Source organism: Streptomyces sp. NBC_00663, from assembly GCF_036226885.1.
Taxonomy (GTDB): Bacteria; Actinomycetota; Actinomycetes; order Streptomycetales; family Streptomycetaceae; genus Streptomyces.
In genome coordinates this window covers 9,180,036-9,193,438 of the sequence record NZ_CP109027.1, presented here as the reverse complement: position 1 = coordinate 9,193,438, position 13,403 = coordinate 9,180,036, and the positions used below count along the sequence as shown (strand labels likewise).

Annotated in this window: 10 protein-coding genes; 1 reads left to right on the top strand and 9 read right to left on the bottom strand. The window is 71.8% G+C overall.

The features are described from left to right. Positions 1–96 precede the first annotated feature (96 nt). Positions 97–2,403 carry an FdhF/YdeP family oxidoreductase gene (locus tag OG866_RS41800; RefSeq protein ID WP_329342971.1) on the top strand — a complete coding sequence of 769 codons (2,307 nt, stop codon included), beginning with the start codon at positions 97–99 and terminating at the stop codon, positions 2,401–2,403. A gap of 340 nt (positions 2,404–2,743) precedes the next feature. On the opposite strand, the gene OG866_RS41795 is transcribed toward OG866_RS41800, so the two are convergent. Genes OG866_RS41795 through OG866_RS41755 form a run of 9 tightly spaced genes read right to left on the bottom strand, consistent with a single transcriptional unit; the run spans position 2,744 to position 13,134 of the window. Next, positions 2,744–4,864, bottom strand: a complete 2,121-nt coding sequence (locus OG866_RS41795; protein WP_329342969.1) for a PQQ-dependent sugar dehydrogenase — start codon at positions 4,862–4,864, stop codon at positions 2,744–2,746. Positions 4,865–4,902: 38 nt separating this feature from the next. Beyond that, positions 4,903–6,066: a sugar phosphate isomerase/epimerase family protein gene (locus OG866_RS41790; RefSeq protein WP_329342967.1), complete on the bottom strand. Its 1,164-nt coding sequence runs from the start codon at positions 6,064–6,066 to the stop codon at positions 4,903–4,905. A gap of 56 nt (positions 6,067–6,122) precedes the next feature. Then, on the bottom strand, positions 6,123–7,505 hold the full coding sequence (locus tag OG866_RS41785; protein ID WP_329342966.1) for a nucleotide pyrophosphatase/phosphodiesterase family protein: 1,383 nt from the start codon (positions 7,503–7,505) through the stop codon (positions 6,123–6,125). Further along, positions 7,502–8,671, bottom strand: coding sequence for a metabolite traffic protein EboE (gene eboE, locus OG866_RS41780; protein ID WP_329342965.1), 1,170 nt, complete (start codon positions 8,669–8,671; stop codon positions 7,502–7,504). Before eboE ends, OG866_RS41785 begins: the two co-directional genes overlap by 4 nt. 3 nt (positions 8,672–8,674) lie before the next feature. After that, entirely contained in the window at positions 8,675–9,523 is an 849-nt protein-coding gene (locus OG866_RS41775) for a TatD family hydrolase (RefSeq protein WP_329342964.1), read from the bottom strand. Then, the gene (locus tag OG866_RS41770) at positions 9,523–10,149 is read right to left on the bottom strand and encodes an EboA domain-containing protein (protein WP_329342963.1); all 627 of its coding nucleotides are present in this window, start codon (positions 10,147–10,149) and stop codon (positions 9,523–9,525) included. Before OG866_RS41770 ends, OG866_RS41775 begins: the two co-directional genes overlap by 1 nt. Continuing rightward, complete coding sequence (locus tag OG866_RS41765) at positions 10,146–11,024, bottom strand: sugar phosphate isomerase/epimerase family protein (RefSeq protein ID WP_329342962.1); 879 nt, start codon at positions 11,022–11,024, stop codon at positions 10,146–10,148. The genes OG866_RS41770 and OG866_RS41765 overlap by 4 nt, the downstream gene beginning before the upstream one ends. Beyond that, on the bottom strand, positions 11,021–11,986 hold the full coding sequence (locus OG866_RS41760) for an SCO3242 family prenyltransferase (RefSeq protein ID WP_443063619.1): 966 nt from the start codon (positions 11,984–11,986) through the stop codon (positions 11,021–11,023). The genes OG866_RS41765 and OG866_RS41760 overlap by 4 nt, the downstream gene beginning before the upstream one ends. Further along, positions 11,983–13,134 carry an inositol-3-phosphate synthase gene (locus tag OG866_RS41755; RefSeq protein ID WP_329342961.1) on the bottom strand — a complete coding sequence of 384 codons (1,152 nt, stop codon included), beginning with the start codon at positions 13,132–13,134 and terminating at the stop codon, positions 11,983–11,985. Before OG866_RS41755 ends, OG866_RS41760 begins: the two co-directional genes overlap by 4 nt. Between the last annotated feature and the right edge of the window lie 269 nt (positions 13,135–13,403).

The window sequence follows — 13,403 nt, the reverse complement described above, 5'->3', positions numbered from 1 at the left end:
TGACGCCTCTCAGGTGATCGGAACTACCGCTTTGACCTGGCCCGACGTACGGGCGAAGAGTGGGCGACAGGACAGGGCGGAAAGGGCGTGGGCGTGATGCGGGATCTCGGCGAAGACGGACCGGACGAGGGCGAACTGTCGGTGTCGGCCCCCAAGACCTGGGCCACCGGCGCCCCCGCCGTCGTGCACGCGCTCCAGTACGCGCTCGGCCAGACGTCGCCGAGGCGCACCGCGCTGACCCTGCTCAACATCAACCAGACCAAGGGCTTCGACTGCCCGGGCTGCGCCTGGCCGGAGCCCGCTCCCGGCAAGCGGCATCGCAACGAGTACTGCGAGAACGGCGCCAAGCACATCGCCGACGAGGCCACCTCCCGCCGGGTGAGCGCCGACTTCTTCCGGCAGCACTCCGTCGACGAGCTGAGCCGGAAGTCCGACCACTGGCTCAACCAGCAGGGCCGTCTGACCGAGCCGATGGTGCTGCGCGAGGGCGCGACCCACTACGAGCCGATCGGCTGGGACGAGGCCCTGGACCTCCTCGCCGGTGAACTGCGCGCCCTGGACCACCCGGACGAGGCCCTGTTCTACACCTCCGGCCGCCTCGCCAACGAACCCGCCTTCCTGCTCCAGTTGTTCGCCCGGGCCTTCGGCACCAACAACCTGCCGGACTGCTCCAACATGTGCCACGAGTCCAGCGGTTCGGCCCTGGGCGAGACCCTCGGCATCGGCAAGGGCAGCGTCAGCCTCGACGACCTGTACGACTCGGACCTCGTCTTCGTCGTGGGCCAGAACCCGGGCACCAACCACCCGCGCATGCTCTCCGCCCTGGAGGAGACCAAGCGCCGCGGCGGCGAGGTCATCGCCGTCAACCCGCTCCCCGAGGCCGGGCTGTTGCGCTTCAAGCACCCGCAGAAGGCGCGCGGCATCATCGGCCGCGGCACCGACATCGCCGACCAGTTCCTCCAGATACGGCCCGGTGGCGACCTCGCCCTGTTCCAGGCGCTGAACCTGATGCTGGTCGAGGCCGAGGACAAGGAGCCGGGCACCGTCCTGGACCGCGCGTTCATCGACGCGCACACCACCGGCTACGACGCCTTCGCCGAGCACATCCGGGAGACGTCGTGGGACGCCGTGCTGGAGGCCACCGGGCTGAGCCGGGACGAGATCGAGCAGGTCCACGAGCGGGTGCTGGCCAGCCGTAGCGTCATCGTCTGCTGGGCGATGGGCCTGACCCAGCACAAGCACGGCGTGCCCACCATCCGCGAGGTCGTCAACTTCCTTCTGCTGCGCGGCAACATCGGCCGCCCGGGCGCGGGCGTGTGCCCGGTGCGCGGGCACTCCAACGTGCAGGGCGACCGCACCATGGGCATCTGGGAGCGCATGCCGCAGGTCTTCCTGAACTCCCTGGAACGCGAGTTCGGCTTCGCGCCGCCCACCCGGCACGGCCTGGACTCCGTGGACTCGATCCGGGCCATGCGCGACGGACACGCCAAGGTGTTCGTCGGAGTCGCGGGCAACTTCGTGCGGGCCTCGCCCGACAGCGACGTCACCGAGCGCGCCCTGCGCAACTGCCGGCTGACCGCGCACATCTCGACCAAGCTCAACCGCTCCCACGCGGTGTGCGGACGCACCGCCCTCATCCTGCCCACGCTGGGCCGCAGCGATCGCGACACGCAGGCGGGCGGGGAGCAGTTCATGACGGTCGAGGACTCCATGAGCGAGGTCCACGCCACCCGCGGCCGCCTGGCCCCCGCGTCCCCGCAGCTGCTGAGCGAGGTGTCCATCATCACCCGCCTCGCCCGCAAGGTGCTGGGCTCCGCGCCGGACATCCCCTGGGCCGACTTCGAGGCCGACTACGACCGCATCCGGGACCGCATCGCCCGGGTGGTCGACGGCTTCGAGGACTTCAACGAGCGGGTCCGCCGCCCGGGCGGCTTCCGTCTGCCCAACCCGGTGAACTCCCGTGTGTTCCGCACGCCCACCGGCAAGGCCGTCTTCAGCGTGAACGACTTCACCCAACTCCAGGCGCCCCAGGGCCACCTGGTCCTCCAGACCCTGCGCTCGCACGACCAGTGGAACACCATTCCCTACGCCATGGACGACCGCTACCGGGGCATCAAGGGCGGACGACGCGTGGTCCTCGTCAACCCGGCCGACCTCGCCGGCCTCGGCCTCACCGACGGCAGCCTCGTCGACCTGGTCAGCATCTGGTCCGACGGCTCGGAACGCCGCGCGGACGCCTTCCGAGTCGTCGGCTATCCCACTCCCCCGGGTTCGGCCGCCGCCTACTACCCGGAGACCAATGTCCTCGTGCCGCTCGACAGCGTCGCCGACATCAGCAACACACCCACGTCGAAGAGCGTCATCGTCCGCCTGGAGGCCGTCGCGGTGCCGACATCGGCATAGGGTGGGCGAGCGGTGATCGCCGGCCGCCCGGTGTTCGACTACGCCGCAGGACGTAGTCGCGCGCGGCGGGAGTCGACCTGCCGGCGGATGTCCACCGAACGGTGCCCGAGGGCCAGGCTCTGCGACAGGCCCCCGCCTTGAGGTGGACGGTGGTGATGACCGCGAGCCGCATGCCCACCGTACGAGGGACACCGCGGCACGTGTGCACCGTCCGGGCCGTCCGGACCGAGTCCACAGTCGGACATCGCTTCGCTCTTCGGCCGCACGGCGTGGTCCCCGCGCGCGTGCGTGGCGGGGCGCCCCAGAGGGTGGCGCCCCGCCACGGTGTGGGCGGTGGGGGTCAGTCGGCCGGTGTCAGGGCGACCTCGGCGCTGCCCGTGAGGGACGGCAGGCCGGCCGGGGGCGTGTCCGTGTAGCTGGCGTTGAAGACCGCCTTGAGGTTGTCCGAACCGGAGTGGCCGCCGTCCACGAAGGTCTTGAACGAGCCGGAGCACCCGTTGCTCGTGGACAGCGGGTGGCCGTGCGAGTCATGGCCGAGGATGAACGAGACGCTGACCTTGGCGCAGTCCACCGGCTGGTCGTCGGTGACGGTGACCTGCCAGGTGACCGTGTCACCCCAGTGGAACGGCGTGCCGCCGTGCGGGGCGGGGTCGGTGGTGAGGGAGACGACCGGCGCCTTGTTGCCGACCACGACGGGAACCGAGGCGGAGGCCGAGCGGCCGGTGCTGTCGGTGACCTTCAGCGTGGCGTCGTAGACGCCGTTCTTGTCGAAGGTGTGTGTCGGGTTCGCCTCCCTGGAGTCCACGGTGCCGTCGGCGTCGAAGTCCCAGGCGTAGCGCAGGGCGTCACCGTCGGCGTCCTTGGTGCCGGTGCTGGAGAACTGGACCGTCAGCGGGCTGGTGCCGTTGACCACGTCGGCCGCGACCTTGGGCTCCGGGGTGCGGTTGCCCCGGGTGAAGTCGATGCGGGAGAGCTGGGCCTCGGGCAGTTCCGCAAAGTACCCGGTGCCGTATTCGAGGACGTACAGCGCGCCGTCGGGGCCGAATTCGGCGTCGATCGGGCCGTCCGTGACGATCCCGGGGATCGCGTCCTCGATCTTCTGGACCTCGTTGTTCTTGCCGAGGGTGATGGCCTTCATCTGGTCGCGGGTCCACTCGTAGAAGAGCGGCTTGCCGTCGAAGTACTGGGGCCAGCGGTTGGCGGCCTTGTTGTGCTTGTCATAGCTGTACACCGGGCCGCCCATGGGGCCGATGCCGCCCGTGCCCAGCTCGGGGAAGTCCGGGGTGGCGCCGTAGCCGTAGACGATCTCCGCGTCCTCGACCGGGGGCAGCTCGCTGCGGCCGGTGTTGTGGCGCGAGTCGTTGACCGGCTTGGCGCAGTTGAAGGCGCCGTTGGAGGTCTGGGTGGCGAAGTCGTAGTCCTGGTACGGCATGTCCTGGGTCACGCAGAACGGCCAGCCGTAGTTGGCGGGGCGGTCGATGACCATCCAGCGGCCCTGGCCGGCGGGACCGCGGTTCGGGTTGGCGGTGTTGGCGTCGGGCGAGTAGTCGCCGACGTAGACCTCGCCGGTCTTCTCGTCCACGCCGAAGCGGAACGGGTTGCGCAGGCCCATGGCGTAGATCTCGGGGCGGGTCTTCGCCGTGCCCGGGGCGAACAGGTTGCCGTCGGGTATCGCGTAGCCGCCCCGTTGCTTGACCTTGATGCGCAGGACCTTGCCGCGCAGGTCGTTGGTGTTGCCCGCGGTGCGCCGCGCGTCGTAGGCGGGGTTGCGGTCGGCGCGGTCGTCGAGCGGGGCGTAGCCGTCGGAGGAGAACGGGTTGGAGTCGTCGCCGGTCGACAGGAACAGGTTGCCCTTGTGATCGAAGTCGATCTTGCCGCCGACGTGGCAGCAGATGCCGCGGTCGGCCGGCACGTCGAGGATCTTCTGCTCGGTGCCGTAGTCGAGCTTGTTGCCCACCAGCTTGAACCGCGAAAGCCGGGTGACGCCCTTGTACTTGGCGAAGTCCGCGGCCGTGCCGAACTGCGGCGCGTCGCCTTCGTTGACACCCGCGGTGGCCGGGTCGTCCATGGGGGTGTCGAGGCGGGGCGAGTAGTAGAGGTAGACCCAGTGGTTCTTGGCGAAGGCCGGGTCGACGGCGATGCCCTGCACGCCCTCCTCGTCGTGCTGGTAGAGCCCGGCGGGGCTCTTCTTCATGTCGGCGGCGAGGAAGTTCACGCCGCTCTTGGGGTCGTGGATGCGGACCTCTCCGGTGCGGGCGGTGTGCAGCACGCGCCGGTCGGGCAGGACGGCCAGGGCCATGGGCTCACCCGGGCGGTCGTTGAGGGTGACCTTCTGGAAGTCCGACGATGTCGGCGGTACGGGGTCCGATGGGTGGGCCTGGGCTGCGGGAAGGGGCAGCAGCCCGACGGCTCCGGCCAGCGCGGCCGCCCCTACGAGGCTGACGATCCGTCTGTTACGCACGCAGAACTCCTTTGATCTGACTGGCGGGTGACAAGGCGTCAGTTGCAGGCGCGCAGGGCCGCGAGGTTGTCGTAGCCGACCTTGGCGAACTCCAGGGACTGGCCGGGGGCGGTCGTGCTCGGTGCGTTGTCCTGCTCGACCATCGGGTTGTGGTAGTTCTTCGCGCCCACCCGGGTGAAGAACTTCCGGTAGTCGATGTCGCCTGTGCCGAACGGCACCATGTCGTAGCCCAGGCCGCTCTGGAGGTTGATCACGCCGTCCTTCGCGTGGAAGAGCGGGAAGCGGTTGGTGTTGCGGACCACGAGGGCGGCCGGGTCGAAGACGTCCTCGCGTCGCGAGCCGTCGTGGGCGGTGTACGTGTGGAACTTGTACTGGGCCACGTGTGCCCAGAAGACGTCCAGCTCCAGATAGACGTTCTTGCGGTCCGTCACCTTCAGGAAGTACTCCAGCTTCCGGATGCCGGAGCTGCGGGTGGGCTTGCCCTGGTCGTCGAGCGGGCCGCCGTCGAGCAGGAAGTCGTAGGCCGCGTCGTGGTTGTGTGTGTACAGCTTGATGCCCTCACGGCGGGCGATGCCGCCCAGGGTGTTCCACTTCTCCGCGGCGACGTCCCAGTCGGCCCGGTAGGGGGTGTTGGTGGGGTCGGCGCCGGTCCCCATGTGTTCCATGCCGAGGATGTTGGACACCTCCAGGAAGCGCTTGAAGGTGTCCAGGTCGGAGGTGGTCAGCGGCCAGGACGGCGGGATGTAGCCGTGGCTGCCCTGTGCCCGCAGGCCGTACTCGTCGAGCCAGGAGCGCAGGAGCTTCGCGCCCTGGACGGTGCCCAGGTCGGCGCCGCCGGGCGCGTTGGCGTGCTGGCCGTACCCGGCGAACTCCACCTGGCGGTAGCCGAACCGCGACAGCTGCCGGAACACCTCACGGAACCCGGAGGGCAGGTCGGAGGCGAGCGGGTCACGGCCGACCGCGTCACGGACGGTGTAGAGGATGATGCCCCGCTTGTCCGGCGGGACCAGCGCGGAACGGCCCCGGTCAGCGGCGGCGGCCTCGGCTCTGTCCTGCGCCAGGGCGGGAGCGGCGCCGAAGACCGGGGCGGCGATCGCGGCGGCGGAGACGGCCGTGCAGGTGCTGAGGAAACGGCGGCGGCTGACGCCGAGGGTGCGGCGCAGGGCGTCGCCGGTGACGGCTTCGTCGTTGAACGCGGTCACAGTGGTTCTCTCTTTCGTTGTCGCGAGTGCTGCGGATGCCTGGCGGGTCGCCCGCCTCAGGAGAGGCCGGCGAGCCGCAGCAGCAGGGATTTCACTTCGGTGGCCGCGACGCGGCCGGACACTGCGCGGGGGGTGGAGACCAGGACGAGCGGACTTTCGTCGTCGCTCGTGGGGCGGCGGCCGTGGCTGCCGCGAAGGGGTGCGGGATCAAGGGGGACGACCGCCATGCGGTAGCGCATGCCGAGCTTCTTGCGGGCCACCGCCTTGGCCGCCTTGAGGCGGACGTAGGGATCCTCGGGATCGAGGAACAGCTCGACGGGGTCGTAGCCGGGTTTGCGGTGGATCTCGACGAGCCGGGCGAAGTCGGGGGCGCGGGCGTCGTCGAGCCAGTAGTAGTACGTGAACCAGGCGTCCGGCGCGGCGACCGCGACCAGCTCCCCGGAGCGCGGGTGATCGAGCCCGTTGGCCTTCTTGCCCTCGTCGTCGAGGATCTCCTCGATGCCCGGCAGGTCCGCCAGCACTTCGCGGGTGGCCGCCAGATCCTCGGGCCGCCGGACGTACACGTGCGCCAGCTGGTGGTCGGCGACCGCGAAGGCGCGCGAGGCCATCGGGTCGAGGTACTCCATGCCGTCCTGGGTGTGCACCTCAAGGAGGCCGGCGCGGCGCAGGGCGCGGTTGATGTCGACCGGGCGGCTGACGCGGGTGATGCCGTACTCGGACAGGGCCACGACCGTGCGGCCCTCGGCATGGGCGTCGTCGAGCAAGGGGCCGATGACGGCGTCGAGTTCGGCGGCGGCCCGATGCGAGCGGGGGTCGTCGGGGCCGAAGCGTTGCAGGTCGTAGTCGAGATGCGGAAGGTAGCAGAGGGTCAGGTCCGGCCGACGGGTGGCCATGATGTGGCGGGTGGCGTCGGCGATCCACTGGCTGGAGACGATGTCCGCGCCCGGTCCCCAGAAGTGGAAGAGGGGGAAGGTGCCGAGTTTCTCGGTGAGTTCGTCGTGCAGGGACGGTGGGCGGGTGTAGCAGTCGGGTTCCTTGCGGCCGTCGGCGTAGTAGACCGGCCGGGGGGTGACGGTGAAGTCGGTGTCGGCGCCCATGGCGTACCACCAGCAGATGTTGGCGACCGTGTAGCCGGGGTGGGCGCGGCGGGCGGCGTCCCAGAGCTTGTCGCCGGCGACCAGTCCGTTGTGCTGACGCCACAGCAGTACGTCGCCGAGCTCGCGGAAGTACCAGCCGTTGCCGACGATGCCGTGCTCGGCGGGCAGCGCGCCGGTGAGGAAGGTGGACTGGGCGGTACAGGTCACGGCCGGGAGGACCGTGGACAGATGGGCCTGCGAGCCGGAGCCGGCCAGCGCCTTGAGCCGGGGCATGTGGTCGAGGAGACGGGGGGTGAGGCCGACCACGTCGAGGACCAGGAGCGGAGTCGGGCGGCTGCTCATGGGAGTTCCTTCAGGCCGAGGTCGGTCAACAGGTCGCGGGCGAGGGTGAGTTCGGCGGCGATGCCGTCGACGAGCTGGGTTCTGGTGCGGGGGCGCAGCTCGGGCGGCAGGGCCTGCCAGGTGTAGGTCTCCACTTCGAGGTGACGGGTGCGTGGCTCCACGCCTCCCACCAGCAGGGCCAGGGCCTCCTGGAGGACCGGCAGGGTGGAGGTCAGCGGTGGGGCGGGCGGGGCGTGCAGGGGGACGTGGAAGTGGGCGCGCCAGGGTGTGGTGTCGGGCAGGGACTCGCCGGCGAGTGCCTCGCCGAGGTCGTCGGTGCCGCGCAGGCCGCCGGGTGTGAGGGTGCGGGTCTGGTGCAGGAAGCGGGGTTCGGCGAAGGCGGCGAGGGCGTCACGGACCTCCGGCCTGCCGGGTTCCTCGGCGTGCAGGGCCGCCGACAGCTGTGCCTTGGGGATGCCGACGCCGGCCGCCCCGAGCGCGGTCAGGGCCGTGGCCGGGTCCTCGAAGGACGTGGCGAGGTGGCACGTGTCGACACAGACGCCGATGCGGTCGCCGGGCAGCGCCGTGAGCGGTCCGATCGCGTCCGCGGTGGTCTCCACCGTGCACCCGGGCTCCGGTTCGAGCGCGATACGGATCGAGTTGCCGGTCAGCTCCTCCAGCGCGTCGAGCTGGCCCGACAGCGTGGTCAGCGCCGCGCGGGCGGTGGCGGCGGCGTGCGCGTCGAAGCCGGTGCGCCAGCCGAGCGGAAGGGTGGAGATGGTCCCTTCGGTGACGTCGTCCGGCAGCAGCGCGGTCAGCAGCCGGGCCAGGTCGGCGGTGTACGCGAGGCGTTCGGGGTCGGCCCAGTCCGGTGTGTAGACGCGGTACTTGACCTGTTCGGCGCCGAACCCGTCGTAGGGGAAGCCGTTCAGCGTCACCACTTCCAGCCCGCGCCGGTCCAGTTCGGCGCGCAGGCCCCGCAGGGCCACCGGGTCGGTGATCAGCGTGTGTGCCGCGCCCTTGGCCAGCCACAGGCCGATGCCGAGGCGGTCGCGGCCCAGGCATCTGCGGACCGGCTCGCAGTGGTCGCGCAGTTGGGCGAGGACGCCGTCGAGGGTCTCGGCGGGATGGACGTTGGTGCAGTAGGCGAGGTGGACGACGGAGCCGTCGGGGTGGCGGAAGCGCATGGGCTATTCGCCCCCGCGCAGAATGGAGTTGCCCTCGTGCGAGCCCTCGGCTTCGGGGACGTCGAGGCTCAGCCGTCCGCTGAGTCCGTAGAAGGCGACGGGGTTGCGCCACAGCACCTGGTCGACGTCGTCCTCGGTGAATCCGACCGCGCGCATGGCGTCGGCGACCTTGCGGGTCTTGAGGGGATCGCTTCTCCCCCAATCGGCCGCCGAGTTGACGAGGACCTTCTCCGTTCCGTAGCCCCGCAGGATGTCCACCATGCGGTCCTCGTCCATCTTGGTGTCCGGGTAGACGGAGAAGCCGAGCCAGCAGCCGCTGTCCTTGGCCTCTTTGACGGTGGTCTCGTTGAGGTGGTCGACCAGGACGTGGTCCGGGGTGAGCGAGGACTCCCGGACGACGTCGAGGGTGCGGCGCAGACCGGCGAGCTTGTCGCGGTGCGGGGTGTGCACGAGGGCGGGCAGGCCGTGGTCGGCGGCGAGTTGGAGCTGGGCGGCCAGCGCGGTGTCCTCGGCCGGTGTCATGGAGTCGTAGCCGATCTCGCCCACGGCGACGACGCCGTCCTTGACGAGATAGCGGGGCAGTTCGTCCAGGACGGGTACGCAGCGCGGGTCGTTGGCCTCCTTCGGGTTGAGGGCGAGGGTGCAGTGGTGGGCGATGCCGTACTGGGCGGCGCGGAAGGGCTCCCAGCCGAGGAGGGCGTCGAAGTAGTCGAGGAAGGAGGCGGGCGAGGTGCGGGGCTGGCCGAGCCAGAAGGAGGGTTCGACGACGGCGCGGACGCCTGCGGCGTACATCGCCCGGTAGTCGTCGGTGGTGCGGGACGTCATATGGATGTGCGGGTCGAAGATGCGCATCACAGCTCCTTGGGCTCTTCGTCCGTGGGCTCTTCGTCCGTCAGCGTCAGCACGCGGCCGAGGTCGTCGGGGACGTCGCGGCCGGCTGCCGTCCGCTCGGCGGCGTAGTCGGTGAGCATGCGGGCCAGTTCGCCGTCACCGGCAGCCCGTTGCGCGAGGTTCGCGACCGCGTCGAGGGAGACTCCGGTGAACAGGCACTTCAGGACGGCGTGCCGCCAGGCGTGCGGATCGAGATGGGTTGCGGCGTACGGGCCGACGGCGGCGGCGATCAGCCGGGTGTCGTTGCTGCGCAGCGCGTCCTCGACGAGGTGCACGGCGTGCGGCCCTTCGACCAGGGCGGGCAACGCCCGCAGTACGGCGCGGCGTTCGGCGGCGCTGCCGTGCCGGTAGAGCCGGCTCAGGGTCTTGGCCCCCGCCCTGGCCTCGACCAGCAGCAGTGTCCGGACGGCGTCGGCTTGGTCGTTGCCGCAGTGCCGCCCGGCGGCGGCGAACCGCAGCTCCCAGGAGGTGACGGTCGGTGATACCTGTGCCGCGTCCGCCAAGGCTTCGGCGAACCAGCTGCGGGCGCCGTCGGTGGGCAACGCCGCGGTGACGGTGTCGCGGGTCCAGGGCAGGGGTCGCGTCATGCTGCCGGCACCCCCTTCGTGGTGGTGGCTTCGACGGTGCGGAGGAACTCCACGGAGGAGCGGGCCAGTTCGGGTCCGGCGTGGGAGTGGCGGGGCAGTTCCACGACGGTCAGGCCCTGGTAGCCGGTGGCGGCGAGGGCGTCCAGGACGGGCGGGAAGTCGATCTCGCCGTCGCCGAACGGCAGATGCTCGTGCACCCCGCGCCGCATGTCCTCGATCTGCACATGCCGCAGCCAGGGCCCGGCCGCCCGGACGCAGTCGGCGGGCGGCTCCGCCTCCAGGCACTGGCAGTGGCCGATGTCGAGGGTCAGACCGAGCGGCTCCGGGTCGTCGAGCATGCGGCGAAGTCGGTGGAAGTCGTCGAGGGTGGCGAGAAGGTGGCCCGGTTCGGGTTCGATGGCCAGCGGTACGCCGGCGGCTGACGCGGTGTCGAGCACGGGTGTGAGCGCCGTCTGAAGGCGCTGCCACGCGGTGTCGGCGTCGGTGCCGGGAGGCGTGATGCCGCTGAAGCAGTGCACGGCGTGGGCTCCGAGGTCCGCCGCGACCCTGACCGCGGTGAGCAGCAGCCGGGTGCGGGCGGCACGCCCTTCGGGGTCCGCGTCGAGCAGCGACGGGCCGTGTTTGCGGCGCGGGTCCAGGACGTAGCGGGCGCCGGTCTCGACGGTCGCGGTGAGGCCGAGCGCGGCGAGCCGACGGGCGACGTGGGCGGTACGGGCGACGAGATCGGGGGCGAGCGGGTCGAGGTGCATGTGGTCGAGGGTCAGTCCGACGCCGTCGTAGCCGAGGTCGGCGAGGAGGCCGAGGGCGTCGTCGAGACGGAGATCGGTGAGGCCGTTGGTGCCGTAACCGAGGCGGAGGCGCTGGTGGCGGCTCATGTGACGCTCACTTTCCGTGCCAGCGTGCGGGCCACGGGGACGAGCCCCAGGAGGGCGAGGGCGGTGCCGTTCGCCCCGGACCGGGCGGCGAGCGCGGCCTGGAGCGGGATCAGGGCGCGGATCCCGCCGCCCACGGCGCGCTGGGTGAGGGGCGGGGACGGGTTGAGGGCGGCGTGCAGGTTGAGGAGGGCGCCGGTGCGGACGTATGCGGCGGTCGTCAGCGTCGGGAGGTGCCCGGCCGTCGGGTGGGTGCGGGCCAGCAGCGCGCCGAGCGTGGTCAGCGCGCCGAGGGCGGCGAGGGGGGTGCGTGAGGAGCCGCCGTGCGTCTCGTGCCGGGAGACGGCGGTGACGGCGTAGGTGTGGGCGGCCAGGGCGAGGGAGGGGGCCGCGCTGCGGCGGGCGGCGTCGGATGCGGAGGAGGCGCCGTGCCCTTGAGGGGACGTCAGGGTGGCCGTCGCGCCGAGCAGCAGGTCCAGGGCGCGGGCCGCGGCCATCGCCGCCGGGGCCGCCGCGGTGTGCTTGAGCCGGAGGTCGTACGCCCAGACCGTGGCGGTGAGGGCCGTCGCCGTCGCGAGTGCGGGGCGGCCCGCGCGGGCGGCGAGTGTCAGGCCCGCCACGGTCAGGAGTCCGGCCGCGCCCAGTGCGGCCGTCGGGGCGATACGGCCGGAAGGGATGGGTCGTTGCGGGCGGTCGAGGGCGTCCTCGTCGCGGTCGGCCCAGTCGTTGAGCGCCATGCCCGCCTCGTAGAGGCAGAGTGAGGCGCCCATGGCGTACGCCGTGCCCCGGTTGGGCCGCGCAGCGGTGGCCGCGGCGCCGGCCAGGGCGTCGCCGGGGACGGTGAACAGCGCGGAGACACGCAGCAGTTCGGCCCAGTCCCGCAGGCGCGGGCGGCGTCCGCGACCCGGTCCGGCGGGCTCTGTGGGGCGCACCGGCACGAGGCGGTTCCGCAGGCGGCGGATCACCGGGCCTCCCGCAGTCGGTCGGCGAACGACAGCAGCGCGGCGAACTGCTCCGCGAGGCCGGACGGGCCGGCATCGGGGTCCTTGAAGTAGAAGCCGAGGTCCGGGAGGGGGCCGGACAGGCCCGCCTCGTGGGCGCGTGCGGCCAGCCGGGCCAGGTCCAGGACCAGGGGTGCGGCCAGGGCCGAGTCGCAGCCCTGCCAGATGGTCTGGAGGATCATGCGCGAGCCGAGGAAGCCGTCGAAGGCGATGTGGTCCCAGGCGGTCTTCCAGTCGCCGAGCACCGGTACGTCGTCGATGTGCACCTCGCCCTGCGGGGTGTGCCCGAGGGTGTCGGCCAGGACGCGTTCCTTGCCGGCGTTCTTCGCCGCTGCCGCGCCGGGGTCGGCGAGCGCGGCGCCGTCGCCTCCGCCCAGCAGATTGGTGCCCGACCAGGCGCGTACGTGCAGGGCGCGCTGGACGAACATCGGGGCGAGCACGGCGCGCAGCAGCGTCTGGCCGGTCTTGCCGTCCCGGCCCGCGTGGGGAAGTCCGGCACGAGCGGCGGCGGCCGTGAGGGCCGGGGTGCGCAGGCCGGTGGACGGTGTGAAGTTGACGTAGGGGCAGCCGGCTCGCACGGCGGCGGCCGCGTAGAGGGAGCTGGGCGGCAGGCGTACGGCGTCGGGCGCGGGCAGTGCCTCCGTGGAGGAGACGTTGACGACGACCACCCGCTCCAGTGCGTTACGGGCGCGGAACGAGGTGAGGTCGGCGGCGAAGTCCGTGATGAGTTCGTCGTCGTCGCGCGCGTCGTCCGGGAGGGGGCCGCCGAGCCGTATCTCCTCGTCCGCGGCCTGGAGTTCGGCGCGTACGGCGGGGGCGAGGCCGTGGGGCAGGACGCCCGCGTCGGTGAGGTGTTCGGCCCGCTTGGGCAGCGGGGCGTGGGCGGTGTCGTGGCCGCCGAAGACGAGCGAGGACAGGGGCGGCAGGCCGGCGCCGTCGAAGGGCGGGGTCTCGGTGACCATGCCGGTCGGCGGGTGCAGCCCGGCGGTGACGGCCGCGCATCCGGCGACGGCGGTGGTGGCCACCGATCCGCGGGCCCCGACGAACCAGACGCCGGTGCGTGCGGTCGGCTCCCCGTTCTGGGGCTGCGCTGCGTTCCCGTCGTTGTTCACGGGCTGCCTCCCTGCCATGTCGATGTGCCGATGTGGTGTGGAGGACGGTGGGCGAGGCTCGGGGCCTGTCGCCCACCGCCGGCATTGGGGCGGCTTTGGCCGCGGCCTGGGAGTGCTTCTCCGTGGTGGGCGCGGTTACGGCGTGCGAGGGGGCGGCAGAGGGCCGCCGATGAGAACTGCGGGATACCTGGGGGCACTTGGCCCTGCGCGGTGCGGGTCAGTCTCGGACCACTGTGTGGTTCCTGTGCACGAAGGGACCGTAGCCCCGT